The following is a 24,051-nucleotide window of genomic DNA, read 5'->3' as shown; positions in this document are numbered from 1 at the left end:
AACGACGCACCGGACGGAGCCGTCGCGGCCCTGCCTGGTGTGTACGCCGACCCGCCCTCGAGGTCACCGGGATGTCCGCGCACGGAACGGTCCGCGCGCGGGCAGTTGGCAGGTCTTCGGACTCGCGGGCCCGCCCTCCTGCTCGGAGGACACCTACTGGCCGTCGCTTCCCGGGCCCATACGTCGGACCCAGTGCGTATGACGGCGGTCGTTCCCGCTCACCGCTGCGGGGCAGTCCCGGATTCCCACCGGGTTCCCTCTTGCGACACCCCGCCTGGCGGACGGGGCGAACCAGCTGCACCGGCCACCCTACGGGGTGGGCCCGCCGGAGGGGGAACATGGACGGGACTCCGGGGCCGGGGGTACGCGCGGGACGGCCGGGAGCGGGGACGTCACAGCCCCACGTCGCGGTTGCGGACGTCCGCCAGGGACTCGCGGCGCACCAGCAGGCGGGCCGTCCCGCTGTGGACGGCGACGACCGGTGGGCGGCCCACGAGGTTGTAGCCGGAGGCCATGGAGAGGTGGTAGGCGCCGGCCACGGGCAGGGCGATCAGGTCGCCGGGGTGCACGTCGGCGGGGAGCGGGACGTCCGCGGCGAGGACGTCGCCCGCCTCGCAGTGCCGGCCGACGACGGTCACCGGGGCGGGCGCGGCGCCGCCGGGCCGGCCGATCAGGCGGGGGGCGTAGCGGACGCCGTAGAGCGCGGGGCGCGGGTTGTCGCTCATGCCGCCGTCGACGGCCACGAACACGTGGTCGCCGGTGCGCTTCACGGACAGGACCCGGTAGAGGGCGACGCCCGCCGGTCCCGCTATGGCCCGGCCGGGCTCGATGAGCAGCCGGGGGACGGGCAGGTCCGCCGCCGCGCAGGCGGTGGCGAGTTCGGCGCGCACCCGGCCGGCCAGGGCCGTCAGGTCCAGGGCCGGCTCGCCGGGCCGGTAGGCGATGCCATGGCCGCCGCCCAGGTCGAGTTCGGGCAGGACCAGGCCGTGCTGCTCGTGCAGGCGGCTCATCAGGCCGACCAGGCGGCGCACCGCCACGAGATACGGCTTGACGCTGGTGATCTGCGAGCCGAGGTGGCAGTGCAGGCCGGTCAGTTCGAGCTGCGGCTGGTCGAGGATCCGGGCGATGGCGTGCGCCGCGTAGCCGTCGGCGATGGACAGGCCGAACTTCTGGTCGTCGGTGCCGGTGCGGATCTTGTCGTGGCCGCCCGCGCTGACGCCGGGCACCACCCGGACCATCACCTTCTGGTGGCCGTCCGGGCCGACGGCCGCCGCGAGACGGGCGATCTCGGACGGGCTGTCGATGACGACGCGGCCCACGCCCAGGCGCAGCGCGGTCGCCAGGTCCTGCGGCGACTTGGCGTTGCCGTGCAGCACGATCCGGTCCGGCGGGAAGCCGGCGGTGACGGCGAACTCCAGCTCGCCGGCCGAGCAGACGTCCAGGCCGAGGCCCTCCTCGTCCACCCAGTGGATCATCGCGCGGCACAGGAACGCCTTGGCGGCGTACAGGATCTCGGTGTCCGGGAAGGCCGCCCGGTAGGTGCGGCAGCGGTCGCGGACCTCGGCCTCGTCCAGGACGTAGACGGGGGTGCCGAAGCGGTCGGCGACCTCGGCGAGCGGGACGCCGCCCACGGCGAGGCCGGTGGGCGGGGCGTCGGCGGCCGAGGCGGGCCACACGGACAGGTCGGCGCGGACGGGGGTGGGTTCGTGCACCATGGTCATCGGGTCCGCCCTCTCAGACGAGTGCCGCGGTGGGGGCGGCGGTGGTGACCGGCGCGGGGGCCGCGGCGGTGAACTGCGGGTCCACGGTGAGCCGCGTGACGCCGAGCGGGGCGGTCAGCGCGCGCAGCGCGGGCTCGGCGAGCCGGATCCAGGGCTGGCCGGGGCCGAGGGTCGCGGCCAGCCGGTGCGCGGAGGTGAAGCCGACGGCCGTGCGGGCGCCGAGCGGGGTGCGGAAGAGGCGGGCCGTGTGCCCGCCGGGGCCCGGCCGGACCGGGACGTACAGGGGTCCGGCCGGGGCGGGTTCGAGCGGATCGGGGTCGTCGCCGTGGCGCGGCTCGGTCATGGGTGCCTCCGGGAGAGCGCGGGTGCGGGGTGGGAGTCGAGGGCCCCGGAACGCGGGGAGGCGGACCGGGGCTCGCACTCGACGCTATGCCCGGCCGCGCCGCCCACGGGCCCTTTCTGACGGGACGTTGACGGTGCTCCGTGCCGCCTTGACGGGTCGCTGACGTGCCTGGTGAGAGGGGTCTCACCGGAGCGTCGAAGGGGTACCGAGTGCGTCACCGTGCGGACGTGAGGTCCTTGAGCGCGATGTTGAGCTCCAGGACGTTCACGCGCGGCTCGCCCATGAAGCCGAGGGTGCGGCCCTGGGTGTGGTCCTCGACGAGTCGCTCCACCCGGTCGACGGGCAGGCCGTTGCGCGCGGCGACGCGGTGGACCTGGAGGCCGGCGTACTGCGGGGAGATCGCCGGGTCGAGGCCGGAGCCGGAGGACGTGACCGCGTCCGCCGGGACGTCCGAGGGGCGCACCGTGTACCCGGGCACCGAGTTGTCCTTGACCACGGCCGCCTTGGCGTCCTTGACCTGCTCGACCAGGTCCTCGTTGTCGGCGGCGAGGTTGGTGGCGCCGGAGAGGAGCAGGTCGTACCGCGTGTTGAGGTCGTTCTCGCCGAGGCCGCCCGCCGGGCGGCCCTGGAACCACTTCGGTCCGTAGGACTGCCCGATCAGGGACGAGCCGACGACCTTGCCGTCCGACTCGATCTCGGAGCCGTTCGCCTTGTCGCCGAAGAGGCCCTGCGCGATGCCGGTGACGACCAGGGGATAGATCACGCCGGTCACCAAGGTCAGCACCAGCAGCGCCCGCAGGCCCGCGCCGAGCAGCCGGGCGGAGTTCACGACGGAGTTGTTCATGACGGTCAGCCGATCCCGGGGATGAGGGAGATGAGCAGGTCGATGAGCTTGATGCCGAGGAAGGGCGCGACCAGTCCGCCCAGCCCGTAGACGCCGAGGTTGCGCCGCAGCAGCCGGTCCGCGCTGAGCGGCCGGTACCGGACGCCCTTGAGGGAGAGCGGGACCAGCGCGATGATGATCAACGCGTTGAAGATCACGGCGGACAGGATCGCGGAGTCCGGGGAGGACAGCTGCATGATGTTGAGCTTGTCCAGACCCGGGTAGACCGCGGCGAACAGCGCCGGGATGATCGCGAAGTACTTGGCGACGTCGTTCGCTATGGAGAACGTCGTCAATGCACCCCGTGTGATCAACAGTTGCTTGCCGATCTCGACGATCTCGATCAACTTGGTCGGGTTCGAGTCGAGGTCGACCATGTTGCCGGCCTCCTTGGCGGCCGACGTGCCGGTGTTCATGGCCACGCCGACGTCCGCCTGGGCGAGGGCCGGCGCGTCGTTGGTGCCGTCACCGGTCATCGCGACGAGCTTGCCGCCGGCCTGCTCCCGCCGGATGAGGGCCATCTTGTCCTCGGGGGTGGCCTCGGCGAGGAAGTCGTCCACGCCGGCCTCGTCGGCGATGGCCTTGGCTGTCAGCGGGTTGTCACCGGTGATCATCACGGTCTTGATGCCCATGCGGCGCAGCTCCTCGAACCGCTCCCGCATGCCGTCCTTGACGACGTCCTTGAGGTGGACGACGCCCAGGACCCGCGCGCCGTGCTCGTCCTCGACCGCGACGAGGAGCGGCGTGCCGCCCGCCGCGGAGATGCGGTCGGTGGCCGCCCCCGCGTCGGCGGCGACCGTGCCGCCGCGCTCCTCGACCCACCTGACGACCGAACCGGCGGCGCCCTTGCGGACCCTTCGGCCGTCGACGTCCACGCCCGACATGCGGGTCTGCGCCGTGAAGGCGACCCACTCGGCGCCGGCCAGCTCGCCCTGGTGGCGTTCGCGCAGCCCGTAGCGCTCCTTGGCGAGGATCACCACGGAGCGGCCCTCGGGCGTCTCGTCGGCCAGTGAGGAGAGCTGCGCGGCGTCGGCCAGCTCGGCCTCGGTGGTGCCGCGCACCGGCACGAACTCGGCGGCCCGCCGGTTGCCGAAGGTGATCGTGCCGGTCTTGTCCAGCAGCAGCGTGGAGACGTCGCCGGCGGCCTCGACCGCGCGGCCCGACATGGCGAGCACGTTGCGCTGCACCAGGCGGTCCATCCCGGCGATGCCGATCGCGGAGAGCAGCGCGCCGATGGTGGTCGGGATCAGGCAGACGAGCAGTGCCACCAGGACGACCATGGACAGGTGCGTGCCCGCGTGGTCGGCGAAGGGCGGCAGCGTGGCGCAGGCGAGCAGGAAGACGATGGTCAGCGAGGCGAGCAGGATGTTCAGCGCGACCTCGTTGGGCGTCTTCTGCCGGGCGGCGCCCTCCACCAGGCCGATCATCCGGTCGATGAAGGTCTCGCCGGGCCGCGTCGTGACCTTGACGACGATGCGGTCGGAGAGCACCTTCGTGCCGCCGGTGACGGCCGACCGGTCGCCGCCGGACTCCCGGATGACCGGGGCCGACTCGCCGGTGATCGCCGACTCGTCGACGGAGGCCACGCCCTCGACCACGTCGCCGTCGCCGGGGACGGTGTCGCCGGCCTCGCATACCACCAGGTCGCCGACGGCCAGCGCGGTGCCCGGCACCCGCTCCTCGGCGCCGCCGGAGCGCAGCCGGCGGGCGACCGTGTCGGTCCTGGCCCGGCGCAGGGTGTCCGCCTGCGCCTTGCCGCGGCCCTCGGCGACCGCCTCGGCCAGGTTGGCGAAGAGCACGGTCAGCCAGAGCCAGGCGCTGATCGTCCAGCCGAACCAGTCGCCCGGGTCGGTGACGGAGAACGCCGTGGTGAGCACGGAGCCGACCCACACCACGAACATCACCGGGGACTTGACCATGGTCCGCGGGTCGAGCTTGCGGAACGCCTCCGGCAGCGACCTGACCAGCTGCCCGGGGTCGAACAGGCCCGCGCCGACGCGTCCCGCCGGCTGCGACGGCGTCTTGGCGGGGGTGGGCGTCGCCGTGCGGGCGGGCGTCTCGGTAGTACGGGTAGGCATCACGCGAGTCCTTCGGCGAGCGGGCCCAGCGCGAGCGCCGGGAAGTAGGTGAGACCGGTGACGATGAGGACGGCGCCCACCAGCAGGCCGGTGAACAGGGGCTTCTCGGTGCGCAGGGTGCCCGCGGTCACCGGGACGGGCCGCTGCCCGGCCAGCGAGCCGGCCAGCGCGAGCACGAACACCATCGGCAGGAAGCGCCCGAGCAGCATCGCGAGCCCGGTCATGGTGTTGAACCAGTCGGTGTTCGCGTTCAGGCCGGCGAACGCCGAGCCGTTGTTGTTGGCCGCCGAGGTGAAGGCGTACAGCACCTCGGAGAAGCCGTGCGCGCCCGGGTTGAGCATCGAGTCCGGCGGGGTGGACAGCGCCAGGGAGGCCGCGGTGAAGACGAGCACCAGCGCCGGGGTGACGAGGATGTAGGCGGCGGCGAGCTTCATCTCCCGGCCGCCGATCTTCTTGCCGAGGTACTCGGGCGTCCGGCCGACCATGAGGCCGGCGATGAAGACCGCGATCACCGCGAGGATCAGCATGCCGTACAGGCCGGAGCCGGTGCCGCCGGGCGCGATCTCGCCCAGCATCATGCCGAGCATGGTGACGCCGCCGCCGAGGCCGGTGAAGGAGGAGTGGAAGGAGTCGACCGCGCCGGTCGAGGTGAGGGTCGTGGACACCGCGAAGAGGGACGACCCGCCCACCCCGAAGCGGACCTCCTTGCCCTCCATCGCGCCGCCGGCCGCCTGGAGCGCCGGGCCGTGGTGGGCGAACTCGGTCCACATCATGAGCCCCACGAAGGCGACCCAGATGGTGAACATCGTGCCGAGGATCGCGTAGCCCTGCTTCACGCTCCCGACCATGACGCCGAAGGTCCGGGTCAGGGAGAACGGGATGACCAGGATCAGGAAGACCTCGAAGAGGTTGGTGAAGGGCGTGGGGTTCTCGAAGGGGTGGGCGGAGTTGGCGTTGAAGTAGCCGCCGCCGTTGGTGCCCAGCTCCTTGATGGCCTCCTGCGAGGCGACCGCGCCGCCGTTCCACTGCTGGCTGCCGCCCATGAACTGCCCGACCTCGTGCACACCGGAGAAGTTCTGGATCGCCCCGCAGGCCACCAGGACCACGGCGGCGACGGCGGCCAGCGGCACCAGGACGCGCAGCGTGCCGCGTACCAGGTCGGCCCAGAAGTTGCCCAGCTCACCGGTGCGGGAGCGGGCGAAGCCGCGCACCAGGGCGACGGCGACGGCCATGCCGACGGCGGCCGAGACGAAGTTCTGCACGGCCAGGCCGGCCGTCTGCACGACGTGCCCCATGGTCTGCTCGCCGTAGTACGACTGCCAGTTCGTGTTGGTCACGAACGAGACGGCCGTGTTGAACGACTGCGCCGGGTTCACCGAGTCGAAGCCGAGCGAGCCGGGCAGCACGCCCTGGAGCCGCTGGAGCAGGTAGAGGAAGAGGACGCCCACGGCGGAGAAGGCGAGCACCGCGCGCAGGTACGCGGGCCACGTCATCTCGGTGTCGGGGTTCGCCCCGACGGCCTTGTAGGCCCACCTCTCCACCCGTAGGTGCCTGGGGGAGGAGTAGACCCGGGCCATGTAGGTGCCCAGGGGTATGTGGACGAGCGCCAGCACGCCGACGAGGGCGAGCAGCTGGAGGACGCCTGCGGTGACGGGACCCATGTCGGCGCTCAGAACCTCTCCGGGAAGATCAGGGCGAGGACGAGATAGCCCAGCAGGGCGACGGCCACGACCAGGCCGACGACGTTCTCGGCGGTCACAGCTTCGTCACCCCCTTGGCGACTAGGGCCACCAGCGCGAATCCCGCGATCATGGCGACGACGAAGGCCACATCGGCCATCGTGAACTCCTGGAGTGAGGTGCGAACGGATCGGACGTTTCGAGGAAACGACCTCACCGGCCCGATCCGGCCACCCGTTGACGGGTCTCTGACGCCGCCCCGCACCGCCTTGACGGGCCTCTTACGGCGCCGCTCTCGACCCGGTGCCGGCCGTCGCACGATTTTGATGCGGTCTTGACGCGGATGGAGGGCATTCCGGTCGGCGTCCGTGGCACCCCGTGCCTACGCTGATGCCGCCGTCCGTGGGATGGCCGGATCCAGACCCCCCGCATGTACCGCCAGGTCCCCGCACGCACCACCAGGAGTACGTCCATGGCCGCCGACGCCCAACACCCGCCCGCGAGCCGGCTGCGGACCTGGATGCTCCAGGGCCTGTCCGACATGGGCAAGCCGGGTGGTCACACGGGCCCGCACGCCGAGCCCGAGCCCGCGCACAAGGGCCAGCGCTGGTACAAGGTCATGTGCCTGACCGGCGTCGACTACTTCTCCACCCTCGGCTACCAGCCGGGCATCGCCGCGCTCGCGGCCGGCCTGCTGTCGCCCGTCGCCACGATCGTGCTGGTCGTCGTCACCCTGGCGGGCGCCCTGCCGGTCTATCGGCGGGTGGCCGAGGAGAGCCCCCGGGGCGAGGGCTCGATCGCCATGCTGGAGCGGCTGCTCTCCTTCTGGCAGGGCAAGCTGTTCGTCCTCACCCTGCTCGGCTTCGCCGCGACCGACTTCCTGATCACCATCACGCTGTCCGCCGCGGACGCCTCCACCCACCTGGTGGAGAACCCGCACCTCACCGGCGCGCTGCACGGACACCAGCTGGTGATCACCCTGTTCCTGGTGGCCCTGCTCGGGGCGGTGTTCCTCAAGGGCTTCCTGGAGGCGATGGGCGTCGCCGTCGCCTTGGTCGGCACCTATCTCGCCCTCAACGTCGTCGTCGTGATCACCGGCCTGTGGCACGTCGCCACCGCCGGGCATGTGATCACCGACTGGAGCAGCGCGCTGACCGCGGAGCACGGCAACGTGTTCCTCATGATCGGCGTGGCCCTGATCGTCTTCCCGAAGCTCGCCCTCGGCCTGTCCGGCTTCGAGACCGGCGTGGCCGTCATGCCGCACGTGCGCGGCGACGACAGCGACACCGACGAGCACCCACGGGGCCGGATCCGGGACACCAAGAAGCTGCTGACCACCGCCGCGGTCATCATGAGCGTCTTCCTGATCACCACCAGCTTCATCACCACGCTGCTGATCCCGGAGAAGGAGTTCGAGCCGGGCGGCCGGGCCAACGGCCGCGCGCTCGCCTACCTGGCCCACCACTACCTCGGCGGCGCCTTCGGCACGGTCTACGACGCCTCGACCATCGCCATCCTCTGGTTCGCGGGCGCGTCCGCCATGGCCGGCCTGCTCAACCTGATGCCGCGCTACCTGCCCCGCTACGGCATGGCCCCGCACTGGGCGCGGGCGGTGCGGCCGATGGTCATCGTCTTCACCCTGATCGCCTTCCTGGTCACCTGGATCTTCGACGCCGACGTCGACGCGCAGGGCGGCGCCTACGCCACCGGGGTGCTGGTGCTGATCAGCTCGGCGGCGGTCGCGGTGACCATCGCCGCGCGCAAGGCGGCGCAGCGGAAGTGGACGATCGCCTTCGGCGCCATCTCCGCGGTGTTCCTGTACACGACGGTGGTGAACGTCTTCGAACGCCCGGACGGCGTGAAGATCGGCGCCTGCTTCATCGTCGGCATCATGCTGGTCTCCTTCCTGTCCCGGCTGGCCCGCGCGTTCGAGCTGCGCGTCACCGGGGTCGAGCTGGACGCCACGGCGGAGCGGTTCGTGCGGGACATGTCCTCGCGCCGCATGCGCTTCATCGCCAACCAGCCCGACCGGCGGGACAAGGCCGAGTACCGCCACAAGACCGAGCAGATCCGGGCCGACAACGACCTCTCCGAGCAGGAGGACTTCGTCTTCGTGGAGGTCACGGTCACCGACCCCTCCGAGTTCGAGGCGGAGCTCAAGGTGCGCGGCGAGGTGCTGCACGGCCGCTACCACGTCCTCACCATGGAGTCCGCCTCCATCCCCAACGCCCTCGCCGCGCTGCTGCTGCACACCCGCGACCTCACCGGCTGCACCCCGCACATCTACTTCGAGTGGACCGAGGGCAACCCGTTCGCCAACTTCCTCCGCTTCTTCCTCTTCGGCCAGGGCGAGGTCGCCCCCATCACCCGAGAGGTCCTGCGCGAGGCGGAACCGGACCGGACCCGCCGCCCCCGCGTCCACGCCGGCTGACGCGCAGGGACTCCGTCAAGGCCGGGCCGTCCGGCGTCAGGGCTTCGTCAGCGGGGGTCGCCGGGGGCCGGCGGGGGCCTAGCGTCGGAGCCATGCAGAGACGAGACCCGTTCAGCCCCGTCGCCGACCGCGAGTGGCCCGCCGCCGCGCGGCTGGCGGCGGGCTGCGCGCTGCTCTTCTGCGGCACGACGGTCGCCGTCGACCGGTGCGCGGGAAGCCTCGACCCGCTGCGTGCCATGCTCTGGATCGCGCTGTCCTGCGCCCTCGGCGCCGTCCTGCTGCCTCCCCGGGTGACCGCCGCGCCGGGCCGGCTGGCCGTCCGCACCCTCCTGCGCCGGTACGTCGTCCACACGGCCGCGCTGACCGCCGTACGCCAGTACCCGGGAGTCTCCGCGCACCTGGTGCTCCAGGACCTGCACGGCCACCGCCTCGAACTCGACCCGCGCGTGCTCGCCGCGAACCCGGCCCTCCTGCACGAACTCCGTGCCGGCGCACACCTGGCCGCCGCACGGGGCACCCTGCGCCAGGGCGCCCAGCTGCTGGACCGGCTGGGGGAGCGGACCGACGCACGGCCGGTGGAGACGGACCGAGGCGCCCGGCGGTGACCGGCCGGGCGTCACCCGCCGGGTCGTGGGCGCGGACCAGGTCGCGGGCGACCACGAACGCTCCGCGCGCCGGGTCGTCGGGCAGGACACGGGCGACCCGCAGCGGGATCTCGGCGCCGTCGGCGAACCCGGCCGGCGGGGATCGGCGGTCAGCTCGGTCCGGATCAGCACCGGGCCGGCCGAGCCACCGCGCTGGAAGGGCGCCGTCAGGAGGCGGGCGGCGGGGCCGACGAGGGCCGGGGCCAGCAGGCGAGCAGCCCGCCCGCGCCGAGCACGGCCAGGCCGGCGGTCCACGGTCCGCGCCCCATGCCCCGGGCCGAGGAGCGGCTGTCGAGCAGCGCCTCGACGGCGGCCACCCTCGCCTGTCCGCGAGCCTGACCGGGGCGGCCGGACGGGCGGCCTGACCTGGTCGTACGATGACCGCACCAGCCGGGACCCGCCCGGCCCGCAGCGGCCGTACGCGAAGGATCCGACCTGCCATGCCTTCCCCCGGTGCCCTGCTCGTCGCCGCCCTCGCCCTGTGGCCCGCGCCCGCCGCCACCGCCCTCGCGCAGGCGTGCGCCACCGGGGCGGCGCTCCTCGGCCTGCTGCCCGGCTGATCCGCGGGCACCCCTCCACGAACAGGAGAGACACATGCGAACGACGACATCGGGACAGCTCGCCCGCCCCGCCGGTGCGGTGGCCGTGCTCGGGCTGGCGTTCCTGCCGGCCCTCCTCGCCGCGCTGCCGCTGGCGTTCAACGGCGCCCAGCACACCCTGGGCGCCCTGGGGCGCGCGACGATGCCCGAGGGCACGACGGCCTCGCTCGGCTGGGGTCTCACCCTGCTGGCGGCGGCCGTCCTGCCGTTCGCCGCTGCCCCGGCGGCATGGGTGGCCGCACGGGCCGGACGGCTGCCCCGCGAGGGGGCGGTGCGCCTCTGCGCGACGGCGGTCCTCGCCTGCGGCCTGCTCGCCTGCCTGCTGGCGGCGGTCTCGGCCGGCATCTGACCGGCGGAGCCTTCGGTCATTTGATCGGTCCGATCAGGCATGGCCGGGAAGAGCGGGGGCACGAGGGTGATACACCCCCCACGGGTCCGGCGGAGAGCCGGATCCGCGTCCCCAAAGCTCAGTCTGAAGATCGGATTCGCGATGATTGTCATCGGGCTCATTCTGCTCATCATCGGCCTGCTCGTGGGCCTGTCGCTGCTGACCACGATCGGCGGCATCCTCATCGTCGTCGGGGCGATCCTCTGGATCCTCGGAGCCACCGGTCGCGCCGTCGGCGGTCGAAAGCACTATTTCTAGGCACTCGCCGCTCGCACCGATCTCACCGCCGGTCACCTCGGGTACGACACCGAGGTGACCGGCGCGGTCGTTTCGGGCGCGTTGGCGCGTAGGTGCCGGCCGGTCGTCGTGATGGAAGGTGAAAGAAAGAGGCCGGTTTCGAGCACTTGACTTCATGTGCGCCCGGGATTCAAGGTGTGTCCACGTCAAGTCGACGTCGAGGACAGCCCTGGACTCCCAGGAAGGCGCCTGTCATGCAACCGAGTGCACACCCGGTCCGCCGGCTTCTGCGGACCCGCCCCCCACTGCTCGCGCTCGCGGTCCTGCTCATGGCCGCCGCCCTCGCCCTGGCGGGCCCCGCGCCCGAGGCGTCCGCCGCCACGGCGGGGACGGTCACCGGCGTCAGCCGGTCGGGCGGCACCTTCACCGTCAGCACGTCCAGCGGCGCCAAGGCGCGCGTGGTCGTCGCGCGGGCCGACATCTTCCGGATCTGGCTCTCGCCCGACGGCTCCTTCACCGACGACCCGGCGGGCCGGACGCTCGCCGTCGACACCGACTTCGGCCCGGTGCGCACCACCCTGGCCGACGCCGGCCCCTACTACCGGATCAGCACGCCCTCCGTGGCGATCCGCGTCTACAAGAGCCCCCTGCGCTTCGCCGCCTACCGGGCCGACGACGCGACGCCCCTGTGGCAGGAGACCCAGCCCACCGACTGGACCGCGGGGAAGACCACCCAGCACCTCGCCCAGGGCCCGGACGAGCAGTACTACGGCACCGGGCTGCACCTGGGGGAGTGGGCGCTGCGCGGGAAGACCGTCCCGGTGGCGGTCGGCAACCAGTGGAAGGAGGGCACCAACGCCAGCCCCGCGCCGTTCTACATGTCGACCAACGGCTACGGCGTCATGCGTAACACCTGGGCCCCGGGCAGCTACTCCTTCACCGCGCAGAGCGCCCTCACGCACAACGAGAGCCGCTTCGACGCCTGGTACTTCGCCGGCGACTCCCTCAAGGGCGTCCTCGACGCCTACACCGACGTCAGCGGCAAGCCGTTCCTGGCCCCGCAGTGGGGCTACGAACTGGGCAACGCGGACTGCTTCAACGCCTCCAACCCCGACTACCAGGGCGACCACGACCGCGCCCGGCACCAGAAGACGCCGGACGTGGTCGGCTACGCCACCGACGCGCGGGACGCCGACATGCCCTCGGGCTGGTTCCTGCCCAACGACGGCTACGGCTGCGGCTACACCGACCTGCCCTCGACCGTGGCCGCGCTGAAGGCCAAGGGGTTCCAGACCGGCCTGTGGACCTCCACCGGCCTGGGGAACATCGGCGACGAGGTCGGCAAGGCCGGCAGCCGGGGCGTCAAGACGGACGTCGCCTGGATCGGCGGCGGCTACCAGAAGGCGTTCACCGGCGTGCAGCAGGCGGTCGACGGCATCGAGCAGAACTCCGACGCCCGCCGCTACGTCTGGACGGTCGACGGCTGGGCCGGCACCCAGCGCAACGCGGTGGTGTGGACCGGCGACACCTCCGGCACCTGGGACGCCATGCGCTGGCACGTGCCCTCGATCGCCGGCGCCGGCCTGTCCGGGCTCAACTACGCCTCCGGCGACGTGGACGGCATCTTCGGCGGCAGCCCCGAGACCTACGTCCGCGACCTCCAGTGGAAGGCGTTCACCCCGGCCTTCATGACCATGTCCGGCTGGGGCGCCACCAACCCGTCGGCCGGCTACCAGGACAAGGAGCCCTGGCGGTTCGAGGAGCCGTACCGCTCCATCAACCGCAAGTACCTCAAGCTGAAGATGCGGCTGATGCCCTACCTGTACACCGCCGGCCACACCGCGCACACCACCGGCGTGCCCTCCACCCGGGCCATGGTCCTGGAGTACCCGGACGACCCCGTCGCGCGGGACAACCGCACCAGCGGCCAGTTCATGGCCGGCGACTCCTTCCTGGTGGCGCCGGTGGTCTCCGACACCGCCACCCGCGACGGCATCTACCTGCCGGCCGGGACCTGGACCGACTACTGGACCGGCCGCACCTACACCGGCCCGGGCTGGCTCAACGGCTACTCCGCGCCCCTGGACACCCTGCCCCTGTTCGTGAAGGCGGGCGCGATCGTGCCGATGTGGCCGCAGATGAACCACACCGGCGAGAAGCCGGTCTCCACCCTCACCTACGACGTCTATCCGCGCGGCTCCTCCTCGTACACCCTCTACGAGGACGACGGCATCACCCGTGCCTACCAGGACGGCGCGTACGCCCGGCAGAAGGTGGACGTCACCGCGCCCGCGGCCGGCACCGGGCGGGTGCGCATCGCGGTCGGCGCGAGCCAGGGCTCCTACGCCGGCAAGCCCGCCGCCCGCGGCTACGAGTTCACCGTGCACGCCGCCGCCGCGCCCCGCACGGTGTCCGCCGGCGGCACCGCGCTCACCCGGCTCGGCACCAAGGCGGCGTACGACGCGGCCGCCACCGGCTGGTACTTCGACCCGGCGGACCGCTCCGGAGTGCTGTGGATCAAGGCCGGCCGCCGGTCGGGCGCCTTCACGGTGACCGCCGACGGGCTCCGCGTCCCGGCCGGGGATCCGGTCCCGCCGTCCTCCCCGCCGATCTCCAAGGCGGACTGGAAGCTGGTCTCCGCCGACAGCGAGGAGACGGCCGCCGAGGACGGCGCGGCCGACAACGCCTTCGACGGCAGTCCCGCGACCCGGTGGCACACCGCCTACTCGGCCGGCACCCCGGCGCCGCCGCCGCACGAGATCGCCGTCGACCTCGGCACCCGGACCAGCGTGGACTCGGTGTCCTGCCTGCCCCGCCAGGACGGCGGCGTCAACGGCCGGATCGGCGCCTACGAGGTCTACGTCTCCGACTCGCCGTCCTCCTGGGGCGCGCCGGTGGCGAAGGGCACCTTCGCCGACACGGCGGCCGAGCAGACCGCGCGCTTCCCGGCCAAGTCGGGCCGGTACCTGAAGGTGCGGGCGCTCGGCGAGGCGGGCGGCCGGGGGCCGTGGACCAGCCTCGCGGAACTCTCGGCGACGGGCCGTCCGGTGCCGTGACGCGCAGTCAGGAGCCGGCGGCCCGGGCGAGGAAGGAGCGGATCAGCCCCGTCACGGCCGCCGGCTGCTCCAGGGTGCTGCTGTGCCCGGCGCCGGGGACCGTGACGAGACGGGCCCCCTCGATGTGTGCGGCGACGACCTCGGACTGCGCCGGCGGGGTGGCCCGGTCGTCCGCCCCGACGAGGACGAGGGTCGGCACCCGGACGCGGCGCAGCTCCTCCCGTACGCCCGGGCGGTCGGCCACACCGAGGACGGCCCGGCGGATGCCGGCGCGGTCGCAGCGGCGCAGGCGCCGGGCCCACTCGTCGAGGACGGGCCGGCTGTCCGGCGCGGCGAGGAACGCCGGGCCGAACATCAGCGCCCGGACCTGCCGGAGCACCGGGCGCGCTCCGGTGACCCGGTAGACGTCGGCCAGCAGCCGGTACCGCCGCGCGTGCGCCGGGTCCTCCTCGTCCGCGCTCGTGTCGAGCAGCGTGAGCGACAGCAGCCGGCCGCCGTGCCGGGCGGCGATCCGCTGCCCGACGAAGCCGCCCATGGACAGCCCCACGAAGTGCACGGCCCCCAGGCCGAGATGGTCGAGCAGCGCGAGGGCGTCGGCCGTGAGGGTGTCCATGTCGTAGCCGGACGGCGCGGGCGGAGTGTCGCCCTGCCCCCGCCAGTCCAGGGTCACGCACCGGTACTCGTCGCGCAGGGCGGCGATCTGCGGGTGGAACAACCAGCCGCTGAAGAGCAGCCCGTGCCCGAAGACGACGACCGGGGCGTCGGCCCTGCCGGGCGGTGCGCCGGTGTCGGTGTAGGAGATCGTCGCACCGCCGGCCGTGAAGGTGGGCATGCGCGGCGGTCAGGGGGCGGGGGTGCGGGCGACAAGGACGAACTCGTTGTACGGGAAGACCTTGCCGATCGGCCGGGGGAAGGGGAAGGAGTAGCCGCGCCGGACGAGCAGCCCGGCCTTGTCGGCGTGCGCGCGCAGCCCGTCGAAGTCGACGAAGCGCACATGCGTGGCGTCCGTCTTGTAGCCGGCCTCCTGCGGGCAGATCAGCACGACCGCGCCGCCCGGCTTCACCAGCGGCAGGTACTGCTCCAGGACCGAGTTCGCCGGCGTCTCGTCCATGTGCTCCAGGACGTGCGCGCACAGCAGGCTGTCGAAGGAGCCGGGCCCGCAGCCCGGGGCCTCGGCCAGCCCGTCGGGCGTGTACGCCGTCAGGCCGCGCTCGCGGCAGGTGGCGACCGAGGTCGCGTTGTGGTCGACGCCCACGCTGTCCGGCCCGCAGTTGAGCAGGTTGCGCCCGATGCCGCAGCCGACGTCCAGCACCCGCCCGAGCCGGAGCCGCTTCAGGTTCCACCGGTACGGCGCCTGCGTGGGCAGCAGCCGCTTGATCCCCGAGGTCTCCAGCCGCGCCAGCCGCCGGGTGTAGTCGGAGGATTCCGTGCCGCCCATCGACGACCGCCTTCCGTCACGCCGCATGATCCGGGCCACGACGCTATGCCATGACCGGGGGCCGGTAAAGGCAGCGGGGTGCCCGGAACGAGGCGGACGCCGTCGTCAGGTGGATTTGGAAGTGAGGCGGGCGTAGACCACGACGTTGTCGCTGTAGTGGTGGTCGGCGTCGGAGTAGGCGCCGCCGCAGGTGATGAGGCGGAGTTCGGCGTGGTCGGTGTTGCCGTAGACCTCCAGGCTGGGGAAGTGGTCCTTCGGGTACTGGTCGGTCCGAGTGACGGTGAAGGCGGCCCTGGTGCCGTCGGCGCGGTCGACGTCGATGCGCTGACCGGGGCGGAGCCTCGCCAGGTCGAAGAAGACCGCCTTGTGGCCGTTCCATGTCACGTGCCCGGCGATGACCGCCGGTCCCCGCGCGCCGGGTGTCGAGCCCCGCTCGTACCATCCCGCCTTGTCGGGGTCGCGGGGCGTCTCCATGACGTCGTGGTCGTCGAGGCCGAGGCGCTCCAGGGACGAGGAGACGCCCAGGGAGGCGATGGTCAGCCTCGTCGGCCGGGAGGCGGGCAGGACGGGCTCCGGCGCCGACGGCTTCGGGGCGGACGGGGTGCCGCTCGGCTGCGCCGGCGCGGCGGTCGTGGGTGGCGCGGCCGCGGTGTCGGGCCGGGCGGGGGGTGCGGGCTCCTGGCGCGCGAGTCCGGTGACCAGCAGGATCGCGGCCACCAGGACGAGCGCGCCGGCGACGGTCAACAGGGCCGCGCGGCGCGGGAGTCGCCGTGCGGCCCTGTCCGTCGCCGGAGGTGTGTCCGGCATCGGTGCGCTGCCTCAGCGCGTCTCGGTCGCGACCGTGCGGCGGCGCCGGGCCGTCACGCCGAGCACGGCGGCACCGAACAGCGCCGCCCCGCCGGCGGCGAGGAGGCCGGGCGACTCGATGCCCTGGGTGCTGCCGGAGCCGGTCTCGACACCGCCGACAGGCATGGAGCCCACGGCCGCGCCGGCCAGCATCCCGCAGGACGCGGGGGCGGTGGCCTCCTGGGGCAGCTTCGGGTCGAGCTCGCTCTTGCCCTTGCCGAAGTCGTACTTGTCGTTGCCGTTCGGGTCGATGCCGTGCTGGACGACGTGCAGGTCCTTGATGTGGTCGGCGACCGCCTGGGAGACGTGCAGGAGGCGCTCGTAGGACAGCTTGCCGTCCTTGTCCGCGACGGGCATCCGGGTCACGTCGAGCCCGCTGTCCTTGCTGGTGTCGCCCTTGGTGGTGAGCGAGATGTTGATGTCGCCGTACGACGGCAGGCCCTCGGCGGTGGTGACGATGCCGTCGCCGTCCTTGTCCGCGCTCGCGTCGGGGCAGTGGAAGTCGTGGCCGTCGGTGGAGCCGTGGAGGTGCTGGGCGTGCGGCTGGCCGGGCACCAGGCCCGACGCCTCGATCTTCACGTTCAGGTCACGGCCGTTGAGCGTGAGCATCGCGGTGCCCTTGGCCCCGGAGTCGTTCAGCTGCTCCAGGTCCACCTGGTAGGACTTCGATCCCTCGGCGGCACCGGCCGCCGGGTGCCCGGAGTGGCTCGTGTGGGCCGCCGCGGGTATCGCGGCGGTCAGGCAGAGGGCCGCCGGGAGGGCGAGCAGGGTGGTGAGACGAGCGCTGCGTCGAGCTGTCACGGGATGGTCCCTTCTCCACCCGGGCCGACTCCTGGCCGGACCGGATGACGCTGGCAGGTACACGGGGAATTCGCCGCCGGACGCCCGGCGGATTGGTCCGCGTCCCCACCACTTGCCCGTCCCGTCACAGAGGACCGCTGCCGACACACCCGCCTGACGCCCCGTCGGCCCTGCTCGGACGATGTCGGACCGGCCCCGCGACGTCGTCACGCCGCCGCCCGAGCGGGGCCGGTCCGCCACGGGTCAGTGCTTCATCATCCGGTGGCCGCTCGTGTTGGCGCAGTAGTTGCCGAACGCGGGGTTGAGCAGGCCGATGACGTTGACCGTGTTGCCGCAGACGTTGACCGGCACGTCGATCGGGACCTGGATCACGTTGCCGGAGGCGACGCCGGGTGAGCCCACGGCCGCGCCCTGGGCGCCGCTGTCCGCCAGCGCCGCCGTCGAACCGCCCAGCACCACGGCACCCGCGGCGGCGAAGAGGCCGGCGACCTTCATCATGTGAGCCTTCATCGGGAACTCCCTCTGTTGTCCTTGGACACTCGGCCCCGCCGCGGCACGCGGCGGGCACGGGGAATTCGTCCGGGATGCCCGGGGGGATTGCCCGGCGGCGCGGCAACCACCCGATGGGAGCAACGGTCGCGGATCTCCTCGATGGCGGCCCGTACCCAGGGCGGGTCCGGAAGGGGCCGGACGAGGGAACGCCCGACGCGTGGCGCCTCGGGGGAGTGGACCGTATTTTTCGTCTATGCACCATTTGTCGCGCACTCTTCGTCCCAGGAGCGACTGAGCGCCATGGGAGTGCTCAAGGACCACCCGGAACTCGTGCTGTTCGCGAGCCTCGCGCTCGGCTACCTGGTCGGGAAGCTGCGCGTGGGGCCGCTGACGCTGGGCGGCATCTGCGGGACGCTGATCGTCTCGCTGCTGCTCGGCGCCTGGACCAAGGCGCGGGTCTCGGACGACGTGAAGACGGTGTTCTTCGCGCTGTTCATCTTCGCCCTCGGCTACATGGCCGGACCCCAGTTCTTCCGCAACCTCAACAGGAAGTCGCTGCGCTTCTTCGTGCTCTGCGGCATCGAACTGGTCTGCGTCCTCGGGATCGCCCTCGGCCTGGCGAAGTGGTTCGACCTCGACGTCGGCACGGCCTCCGGCATCCTGGCCGGCGCGGCCACCGAGTCCGCCGTGGTCGGCACCGCCACCGAGTCCATCGGCAAGCTCTCGAACCTGACCCCGTCGCAGGTCACCGAGTACCAGGGCAACGTCGCCACCGCGTACACCGTCTGCTACCTCTTCGGCCTGATCACGATCGTGCTGTACGCCAGCCAGATCATGCCGATGCTGATGCGGATCAACCTGCGGGACGCCGCCCGCGACCTGTGGCAGCGCACCCGCTCCCAGGGCAGCCTGGAGGCCGACGAGCGCCCCGCGCTGCCCGGCACGGTGGGCCGCACCTACCTGGTGACGACCGCCGACGGCCGCACCGTCGGCGACCTCCAGGACTCCCTCGGCGACCGGATCACCGTCGAGTCGGTCAAGCGCGGCAGCAGGATGCTCACCCCCGCCCCCGACCTGGCGCTGACCCTCTCCGACCTGGTGCTCGTGGTCGGCCGGCGCGCCAACACCATCGAGGCCGGACGGCTGATCGGCCCGGAGACGGCCGGCGTTCCCGGCATGGACTCCGCGCTCGCCACCAAGCAGGTCTCGATCACCGAGAAGGCGCACGACGGCCGTTCGATCGACCAGCTCCAGACGGAGTACCCGGAGTTCCGCGACGACGGCGTGTACGTCACCGACGTCGTCCGGGGCGACCAGGACCTGCCGGCCAACGGCGACACCGTCCTGCAGCGCGGCGACGTGCTGACCCTGGTCGGCGCCCGCGCGGGCCTGGACAAGCTGGTCGCGCGGCTCGGCTCGGTGGTCAGGAACGACGCCACCGACTTCATCTACCTGGGCCTCGGCATCGCGGCCGGCTCGCTGCTCGGCCAGGTCGTGGTCAAGTTCGGCGACGTGCCGATGTCGCTCGGCACCGGCGGCGGCTGCCTCATCTCCGGGCTGCTCTTCGGCTGGTTCCGCTCCCGCAGCCAGACCTTCGGCGCCTTCCCGCCGCAGGCCGCCTCCACCATCAAGGACATGGGCCTGGCGGTCTTCATCGCCTGCACCGGCCTGGTCTCCGGCCCCCAGGCGTGGCCGCTGATCAAGGAGTACGGGGCGCTGCTGCCGTTCGCCGGGATCGCCATGGTGCTGATCCCCGCGACCCTCTCGCTGATCGTCGGCCGGAAGCTGCTGGGGATCGAGAAGCCGCTCCTGATCGGCGCGATCGCCGGCCAGCAGTGCTCGACCCCGGCCATCACCGCGGTCACCCAGGTGGCGCAGTCCTCGGTGCCGATGCTCGGCTACACGATCACCTACGCCCTGTCCAACTTCCTGCTGCCGCTGACCGGCCCGGTCCTGGTCGGCATCCTCGGCCACTGACCGGCCACCGATCCGCGAGGAGGCCACCGGAGCATGATCGATTTCCTCAACCGGAACATCTTCCAGCCCCACCCCGAACTGCTGGTCTTCATCACGGTGGCGATCGGCTTCCTCTTCGGAAAGCTGCGCTACCGGGCCATCGCCCTCGGTTCGGTCACCGGCTGCCTGATCGCCGGGCTGCTGCTCGGCGCGCAGTTCAAGGTAAGCATCGACGACACCGTCAAGAGCCTGTTCTTCACCCTGTTCCTGTTCGCCCTCGGCTACAAGGTCGGCCCGCAGTTCTTCCGCGGCCTGAAGAAGGACGGCCTGCCGCAGGTGGTCAACGCCGTCATCGTCTGCGTCACCGGCCTCCTGGTCTGCTGGGGCTTCGCGGCGCTGCTCGGCTACGGGCCCGGGCTCAGCGCGGGCCTGCTCGGCGGGGCGCTCACCCAGTCCGCGGTGATCGGCGTCGCGCAGGACGCCATCGGCAATCTGCCGGGGCTCTCCGCGGGCGAGGCCAAGAGCGAGGGCAACCTCGTGGCCATCGGCTACGCGGTCACCTATCCGCTCGGCACCATCCTGTGCGCGCTGCTGCTCGCCAACGTCCTGCCCCGCCTCTACCGCAAGGACCTGGCCGCCGAGTCCGCGCGGCTGGCGAAGGAACTGGACGCGCCCTCCGGCGACCCGGACCTCGCGGAGGGCTACTACGAGGTCGTGCTGCGCGCCTACACCATCCAGCGCCCCGACATCGTCGGCCGCACCATCGCCGACTTCGAGGCCCAGCAGCAGGCGCTCGGCCACCGCATCTACCTCACCCGGGTGCGCCGCGACGGCACGATCCTGGAGCAGAGCCAGCAGATCGTGCTCCGCGAGGGCGACGTCGTCGCGGTGAGCGCGCTGCGCGGCTCGCTCGTCGCCTACGACGCCCGCACCCACATCGGCGCCGAGACCGACGACGTGGAGCTGCTCGGCTACCAGACCGAGACCCTGCACGTGGTGGCCTCGGAGAAGGCGCAGCTCGGCCGGACCATCGCCGACCTGCGCACCGAACCCTTCATGGTCGGCGTCTACATCGACAAGCTGTACCGCTCCGGCTCGGAGTTCCCCTACCGCCTGACCACGCGGATCGAGCGCGGCGACACCGTGGTGCTGACCGGCCCCGAGCGGCTGGTGGGTCCGGCGGGGCGGGCACTGGGCACACCGGTGCCGACCTCGTTCGCCACCGACATGGTCTGGGTGAGCCTCGGCGTCTTCCTCGGCGGCTGCATCGGCATCCCGGCGCTGACCGCCGGCGGGGTGCCGATCTCCCTGTCCACCTCGGGCGGTGCGCTGATCATGGGCCTGGTCTTCGGCTGGATCCGGGGCAGGTACCCGACCTTCGGCAACGTGCCGCCCGGCGCCCAGTGGTTCATGGACACGCTCGGCCTGTGCCTGTTCGTCGCGGTCGTCGGCATCAACGCCGGACCGAGCTTCACCTCGGGCCTGGCGAAGGCCGGCTGGGGGCTCCTGCTGTTCGGCGCGATCGCCACCGTGATCCCGCTGATCGTCGGCTTCCTGGTGGGTCACCACGTGCAGAAGATCAGGTTCCCGATCCTGATGGGCGTGCTGGCCGGCGGCCAGACCACCACGGCCGCCATCGGCGCGATCAACGAGCAGTCCCGCTCCCAGGTCCCCACCCTCGGCTACACCATCCCGTACGCCGTCTCGAACGTGCTGCTGACCATCTGGGGCGCGGTCATCGTCCTGCTCCACCACTGACAGGCAAGGAACCGAGATGCCGAAGAGCAACCTCACCCGCGAGCAGATCAAGAGCTACGCCCGGCTGTCGCCGTTCGAGCTGAAGAACGTCTTCATCGAGATGGCCCAGCGGCACCAGGCCGACGAGCCCGGCCAGAAGGACGTCTCCAGCGTCCAGATGCTCAACGCGGGCCGCGGCAACCCGAACTGGATCGCCACCGGTCCCCGCGAGGCGTTCCACGCGCTCGGGTACTTCGCGCTGAGCGAGTCGCGCCGGGTGTGGACCGCGGACGACCTCGGCGGCATGCCGGAGGCGCCGGGCGCCGGCGAGCGGTTCGACGCCTTCGTGCGCGAGCACCCGGGCCTGCCGGGCATCGAACTGCTGCGATCATGCGTGGAGTTGGCCGTGCGGCGGTTCGGCTTCGACAAGGACGCGTTCGTGCACGAGCTGACCGACAGCTCCGTCGGCGACAACTACCCGGTGCCGGACCGGATCCTGCGCCACACCGAGGAGATCGTGCGCGGCTACGTCGCCGACGAGATGTTCGCGGGCGAGCCGCCGGCCGGCGACTTCTCGTACTTCGCCACCGAGGGCGGCACCGCCGCCATGTGCTACATCTTCGACTCACTGATGAAGAACGGCATCCTGCACAAGGGCGACCGGATCGCGCTGATGACACCGGTCTTCACGCCGTACATCGAGATCCCCGAGCTGGACACCTACGAGTTCGACGTGACGTACGTCCAGGCCAGCATGTTCGCCGAGCGGGGCGTGCGCGAGTGGCGCTACCCCGAGGAGGAGGTCGCCAAGCTGGCGGACCCGGAGATCAAGCTGGTCTGCCTGGTCAACCCCTCCAACCCGCCCTCCCTCGCCCTCAGCCGGCGGGTGGCGGACCAGATCAAGGAGATCGTCGCGACGAAGAACCCCAACCTGCTGCTGGTCACCGACGACGTCTACGGCACCTTCGTCGACGGCTTCCGCTCGATCGCCGCCGACCTGCCGCGCAACACCCTGCTGGTCTACTCGTACTCCAAGCACTACGGCTGCACCGGCTGGCGGCTCGGCGTGATCGGACTGCACGACGACAACGTCATCGACGAGATGCTGGCGAACGCGCCGGAGACGGAGAAGGCCCGGCTGAACCAGCGGTATGGGACGCTGAGCCTGGAGCCGGAGAAGATCCGCTTCATCGACCGCCTGGTCGCCGACTCCCGGCAGGTGGCGCTCAACCACACCGCCGGCCTGTCGCTGCCGCAGCAGGTGATGCTGTCGCTGTTCTCGCTCTTCGACATGCTGGAGGAGGGCCAGGCGTACAAGCACCGGATCCGCGGCATCGTGCGCGAGCGCCTCGAACTGCTCCTGGAGGGCGCCAAGATGAAGATCGCGGACGACCCGCAGCGCGCCGCCTACTACATCGAGCTGGACCTGCTCGCCCAGGCGGAACTGGAGAACGGCGCGGAGTTCGCGCGGTTCCTCCAGGACACCTACGAGCCCATCGACCCGCTGTTCCGGCTCGCCGAGCAGACCGGCGTGGTGCTGCTCAACGGCGGCGGCTTCGACGGCCCCGAGTGGTCGATCCGGGTCTCCCTGGCCAACCTCGACACCCTCGACTACCTGAAGATCGGCCACCATCTGCGGGAGATCTTCAACGACTACGCGGAGGAGTGGCGGGCCGGCACCCCGGGTGCCTGACTCCCCGGGGGTCAGGCCGCGCCGGTGCGGCGCCGGCGGGCCCCCCAGAGGGTCTTCTGCACGGTCAGGGTCAAGGTCCCGGCCAGCAGGATGCCGAGCAGGTTGAGCAGGAGCTGCTCGGCCGAGTGCCACGCCTGGCCGGGGTCGCGGTAGACCAGGGCCACGGCCGCGTTCGCGGCGGCCGGCACCGTCGTCACCGAGATGGCGACGCCCACCAGGGCGCCGGACTTGGCGGACGTCAGGGAGAGCGTGCCCGCGACGCCCGCGAGCACCGCCACCACGAAGGAGAACCAGTCCGGCGCGTAGATGAACTGGGTGTTGGGCCGCTCCGCCTCCAACTGCCCCCTGTCGAACAGGCCGACGGCGTCCATGAAGAGGCTGAAGCCGACGGTGAGCACCAGGGCCGCCGCGAAGCCCACCACCAGGGCGACCGCGGAGCGCAGCGCCAGCCGGGGCGCCCGCTGCACGATCGCCGTGCACACGCCGGCCAGCGGGCCGAACTCGGGCCCGACGGCCATCGCGCCCACGATCAGGATCGCGTTGTCCAGCACGACACCGCAGGCCGCGATCATGGTGGCGAGGGCGAGGAAGGCGACGTAGGTGACCGAGAGCGTCGACTCCTCGTGGGTGGAGTCCTCCAGCTGCTCCCACAGCACCGCGTCCGCGGGCTCCCCCGGAGCGTCCCGCTCGGCCCGGTCGGCGCGCTCGGACAGCGACAGGTCGATGTTCTCCGCGGTGATGGCGCCGCTGCGGTCGAGGCCCAGGTCACGCAGCCCGGTGACGAGGCCGTCCGCGGCCTCCCGGGCCACGTCGCACAGCACCACGTCGCCCTCGGGGTCGCGGGCGGCGCCGGGCAGGACGACCAGGTGGGTGGTGCCGACCGTCTCGCGGACGAGACGTACCACCTCGTCGGTCCGGTCGGCCGGGGTGATCAGTCGCATGTGCAGCATGAGCACATCCAACACCCCGCCCGGTGGCCCGCCCGCCGCTCGGGGACGAGCCCGGGACGGGCCGCCCGACGGCGGGTCG

21 protein-coding genes and 1 riboswitch are annotated in these 24,051 nt (G+C 72.2%); of the genes, 8 read left to right on the top strand and 13 right to left on the bottom strand.

The window, feature by feature from the left end:
- Positions 1-103: 103 nt before the first annotated feature.
- Positions 104-296, bottom strand: a riboswitch (cobalamin riboswitch).
- Between the two features lie 96 nt (positions 297-392).
- The 6 genes from lysA to kdpF all read right to left on the bottom strand — a co-directional run bounded on the left by lysA (position 393) and on the right by kdpF (position 6,784).
- Positions 393-1,721 (bottom strand): diaminopimelate decarboxylase, encoded by a 1,329-nt coding sequence (lysA, locus tag ACGFZL_RS11585; protein ID WP_393690650.1) that lies wholly within the window; start codon positions 1,719-1,721, stop codon positions 393-395.
- A 13-nt stretch (positions 1,722-1,734) separates the two neighbouring features.
- On the bottom strand, positions 1,735-2,064 hold the full coding sequence (locus ACGFZL_RS11580; RefSeq protein ID WP_393690649.1) for an SAV_915 family protein: 330 nt from the start codon (positions 2,062-2,064) through the stop codon (positions 1,735-1,737).
- Positions 2,065-2,278: 214 nt separating this feature from the next.
- Positions 2,279-2,908, bottom strand: a complete 630-nt coding sequence (locus ACGFZL_RS11575; RefSeq protein ID WP_393690648.1) for a potassium-transporting ATPase subunit C — start codon at positions 2,906-2,908, stop codon at positions 2,279-2,281.
- Positions 2,909-2,913: 5 nt separating this feature from the next.
- Positions 2,914-5,025, bottom strand: a complete 2,112-nt coding sequence (gene kdpB / locus ACGFZL_RS11570; protein WP_393690647.1) for a potassium-transporting ATPase subunit KdpB — start codon at positions 5,023-5,025, stop codon at positions 2,914-2,916.
- Entirely contained in the window at positions 5,025-6,686 is a 1,662-nt protein-coding gene (gene kdpA / locus ACGFZL_RS11565; protein WP_393690646.1) for a potassium-transporting ATPase subunit KdpA, read from the bottom strand. The genes kdpB and kdpA overlap by 1 nt, the downstream gene beginning before the upstream one ends.
- 8 nt (positions 6,687-6,694) lie before the next feature.
- Positions 6,695-6,784, bottom strand: a complete 90-nt coding sequence (kdpF, locus tag ACGFZL_RS11560) for a K(+)-transporting ATPase subunit F (RefSeq protein WP_009326374.1) — start codon at positions 6,782-6,784, stop codon at positions 6,695-6,697.
- 392 nt (positions 6,785-7,176) lie between these two features.
- Here kdpF and ACGFZL_RS11555 point away from each other — a divergent pair, with 392 nt between their 5' ends.
- Complete coding sequence (locus ACGFZL_RS11555; protein WP_393690645.1) at positions 7,177-9,135, top strand: APC family permease; 1,959 nt, start codon at positions 7,177-7,179, stop codon at positions 9,133-9,135.
- Between the two features lie 92 nt (positions 9,136-9,227).
- Positions 9,228-9,740, top strand: a complete 513-nt coding sequence (locus tag ACGFZL_RS11550; protein ID WP_393690644.1) for a hypothetical protein — start codon at positions 9,228-9,230, stop codon at positions 9,738-9,740.
- Between the two features lie 206 nt (positions 9,741-9,946).
- On the opposite strand, the gene ACGFZL_RS11545 is transcribed toward ACGFZL_RS11550, so the two are convergent.
- Positions 9,947-10,096: a hypothetical protein gene (locus ACGFZL_RS11545; protein ID WP_393690643.1), complete on the bottom strand. Its 150-nt coding sequence runs from the start codon at positions 10,094-10,096 to the stop codon at positions 9,947-9,949.
- A 277-nt stretch (positions 10,097-10,373) separates the two neighbouring features.
- On the opposite strand from ACGFZL_RS11545, the gene ACGFZL_RS11540 reads away from it, so the two are divergent.
- The 3 genes from ACGFZL_RS11540 (at position 10,374) to ACGFZL_RS11530 (ending at position 14,059) form a co-directional block, all read left to right on the top strand.
- A complete protein-coding gene (locus ACGFZL_RS11540) occupies positions 10,374-10,727 on the top strand; it encodes a hypothetical protein (RefSeq protein WP_355171049.1) in 354 nt (117 codons plus the stop codon).
- A gap of 141 nt (positions 10,728-10,868) precedes the next feature.
- Positions 10,869-11,024: a hypothetical protein gene (locus ACGFZL_RS11535; protein ID WP_355171051.1), complete on the top strand. Its 156-nt coding sequence runs from the start codon at positions 10,869-10,871 to the stop codon at positions 11,022-11,024.
- A 233-nt stretch (positions 11,025-11,257) separates the two neighbouring features.
- Positions 11,258-14,059, top strand: coding sequence for a TIM-barrel domain-containing protein (locus ACGFZL_RS11530; RefSeq protein WP_393690642.1), 2,802 nt, complete (start codon positions 11,258-11,260; stop codon positions 14,057-14,059).
- A 7-nt stretch (positions 14,060-14,066) separates the two neighbouring features.
- Here the strand turns inward: ACGFZL_RS11530 and ACGFZL_RS11525 are convergent, their stop codons facing one another.
- The 5 genes from ACGFZL_RS11525 to ACGFZL_RS11505 all read right to left on the bottom strand — a co-directional run bounded on the left by ACGFZL_RS11525 (position 14,067) and on the right by ACGFZL_RS11505 (position 17,654).
- On the bottom strand, positions 14,067-14,891 hold the full coding sequence (locus ACGFZL_RS11525; RefSeq protein ID WP_393690641.1) for an alpha/beta fold hydrolase: 825 nt from the start codon (positions 14,889-14,891) through the stop codon (positions 14,067-14,069).
- Positions 14,892-14,900: 9 nt separating this feature from the next.
- Positions 14,901-15,497 carry a class I SAM-dependent methyltransferase gene (locus ACGFZL_RS11520; RefSeq protein WP_393690640.1) on the bottom strand — a complete coding sequence of 199 codons (597 nt, stop codon included), beginning with the start codon at positions 15,495-15,497 and terminating at the stop codon, positions 14,901-14,903.
- 105 nt (positions 15,498-15,602) lie between these two features.
- Positions 15,603-16,304, bottom strand: coding sequence for a class F sortase (locus tag ACGFZL_RS11515; RefSeq protein ID WP_393690639.1), 702 nt, complete (start codon positions 16,302-16,304; stop codon positions 15,603-15,605).
- A 12-nt stretch (positions 16,305-16,316) separates the two neighbouring features.
- Positions 16,317-17,144, bottom strand: a complete 828-nt coding sequence (locus ACGFZL_RS11510) for a hypothetical protein (protein WP_393690638.1) — start codon at positions 17,142-17,144, stop codon at positions 16,317-16,319.
- Positions 17,145-17,387: 243 nt separating this feature from the next.
- Complete coding sequence (locus ACGFZL_RS11505) at positions 17,388-17,654, bottom strand: chaplin (protein ID WP_393690637.1); 267 nt, start codon at positions 17,652-17,654, stop codon at positions 17,388-17,390.
- Positions 17,655-17,936: 282 nt separating this feature from the next.
- Between ACGFZL_RS11505 and aspT (ACGFZL_RS11500) the strand changes: the two genes are divergently transcribed.
- From aspT (ACGFZL_RS11500) to ACGFZL_RS11490, 3 genes are read left to right on the top strand one after another with little or no spacing between them, the layout of a single operon-like run.
- Positions 17,937-19,613 (top strand): aspartate-alanine antiporter, encoded by a 1,677-nt coding sequence (gene aspT / locus ACGFZL_RS11500; RefSeq protein ID WP_393690636.1) that lies wholly within the window; start codon positions 17,937-17,939, stop codon positions 19,611-19,613.
- 33 nt (positions 19,614-19,646) lie between these two features.
- The gene (aspT, locus tag ACGFZL_RS11495) at positions 19,647-21,350 is read left to right on the top strand and encodes an aspartate-alanine antiporter (protein WP_393690635.1); all 1,704 of its coding nucleotides are present in this window, start codon (positions 19,647-19,649) and stop codon (positions 21,348-21,350) included.
- A gap of 16 nt (positions 21,351-21,366) precedes the next feature.
- The gene (locus ACGFZL_RS11490) at positions 21,367-23,022 is read left to right on the top strand and encodes a bifunctional aspartate transaminase/aspartate 4-decarboxylase (protein ID WP_393690634.1); all 1,656 of its coding nucleotides are present in this window, start codon (positions 21,367-21,369) and stop codon (positions 23,020-23,022) included.
- Positions 23,023-23,033: 11 nt separating this feature from the next.
- Here ACGFZL_RS11490 and ACGFZL_RS11485 read toward each other — a convergent pair whose 3' ends face one another.
- Complete coding sequence (locus tag ACGFZL_RS11485) at positions 23,034-23,972, bottom strand: DUF389 domain-containing protein (RefSeq protein ID WP_393690633.1); 939 nt, start codon at positions 23,970-23,972, stop codon at positions 23,034-23,036.
- Between the last annotated feature and the right edge of the window lie 79 nt (positions 23,973-24,051).

Origin of the sequence: Streptomyces sp. NPDC048182, from assembly GCF_043202555.1 — a bacterium.
Classification (GTDB): Bacteria; Actinomycetota; Actinomycetes; order Streptomycetales; family Streptomycetaceae; genus Streptomyces.
The sequence above is the reverse complement of the archived record's forward strand: the minus strand, read 5'-3'. Positions and strand labels throughout refer to the sequence as shown.

What these genes read in the sequence shown, in the direction of transcription:
- ACGFZL_RS11555 (WP_393690645.1), top strand. Translation starts at nt 7,177, where the DNA reads ATGGCCGCCGACGCCCAACACCCGCCCGCGAGCCGGCTGCGGACCTGG.
- ACGFZL_RS11515 (WP_393690639.1), bottom strand. Translation starts at nt 16,304, where the DNA reads ATGCCGGACACACCTCCGGCGACGGACAGGGCCGCACGGCGACTCCCG.
- kdpB (WP_393690647.1), bottom strand. Translation starts at nt 5,025, where the DNA reads ATGCCTACCCGTACTACCGAGACGCCCGCCCGCACGGCGACGCCCACC.
- ACGFZL_RS11535 (WP_355171051.1), top strand. Translation starts at nt 10,869, where the DNA reads ATGATTGTCATCGGGCTCATTCTGCTCATCATCGGCCTGCTCGTGGGC.
- ACGFZL_RS11505 (WP_393690637.1), bottom strand. Translation starts at nt 17,654, where the DNA reads ATGAAGGCTCACATGATGAAGGTCGCCGGCCTCTTCGCCGCCGCGGGT.
- ACGFZL_RS11540 (WP_355171049.1), top strand. Translation starts at nt 10,374, where the DNA reads ATGCGAACGACGACATCGGGACAGCTCGCCCGCCCCGCCGGTGCGGTG.
- aspT (WP_393690636.1), top strand. Translation starts at nt 17,937, where the DNA reads ATGGGAGTGCTCAAGGACCACCCGGAACTCGTGCTGTTCGCGAGCCTC.
- ACGFZL_RS11530 (WP_393690642.1), top strand. Translation starts at nt 11,258, where the DNA reads ATGCAACCGAGTGCACACCCGGTCCGCCGGCTTCTGCGGACCCGCCCC.
- aspT (WP_393690635.1), top strand. Translation starts at nt 19,647, where the DNA reads ATGATCGATTTCCTCAACCGGAACATCTTCCAGCCCCACCCCGAACTG.
- ACGFZL_RS11580 (WP_393690649.1), bottom strand. Translation starts at nt 2,064, where the DNA reads ATGACCGAGCCGCGCCACGGCGACGACCCCGATCCGCTCGAACCCGCC.
- ACGFZL_RS11485 (WP_393690633.1), bottom strand. Translation starts at nt 23,972, where the DNA reads ATGCTGCACATGCGACTGATCACCCCGGCCGACCGGACCGACGAGGTG.
- ACGFZL_RS11550 (WP_393690644.1), top strand. Translation starts at nt 9,228, where the DNA reads ATGCAGAGACGAGACCCGTTCAGCCCCGTCGCCGACCGCGAGTGGCCC.
- ACGFZL_RS11490 (WP_393690634.1), top strand. Translation starts at nt 21,367, where the DNA reads ATGCCGAAGAGCAACCTCACCCGCGAGCAGATCAAGAGCTACGCCCGG.
- ACGFZL_RS11525 (WP_393690641.1), bottom strand. Translation starts at nt 14,891, where the DNA reads ATGCCCACCTTCACGGCCGGCGGTGCGACGATCTCCTACACCGACACC.
- ACGFZL_RS11575 (WP_393690648.1), bottom strand. Translation starts at nt 2,908, where the DNA reads ATGAACAACTCCGTCGTGAACTCCGCCCGGCTGCTCGGCGCGGGCCTG.
- lysA (WP_393690650.1), bottom strand. Translation starts at nt 1,721, where the DNA reads ATGACCATGGTGCACGAACCCACCCCCGTCCGCGCCGACCTGTCCGTG.
- ACGFZL_RS11520 (WP_393690640.1), bottom strand. Translation starts at nt 15,497, where the DNA reads ATGGGCGGCACGGAATCCTCCGACTACACCCGGCGGCTGGCGCGGCTG.
- kdpA (WP_393690646.1), bottom strand. Translation starts at nt 6,686, where the DNA reads ATGGGTCCCGTCACCGCAGGCGTCCTCCAGCTGCTCGCCCTCGTCGGC.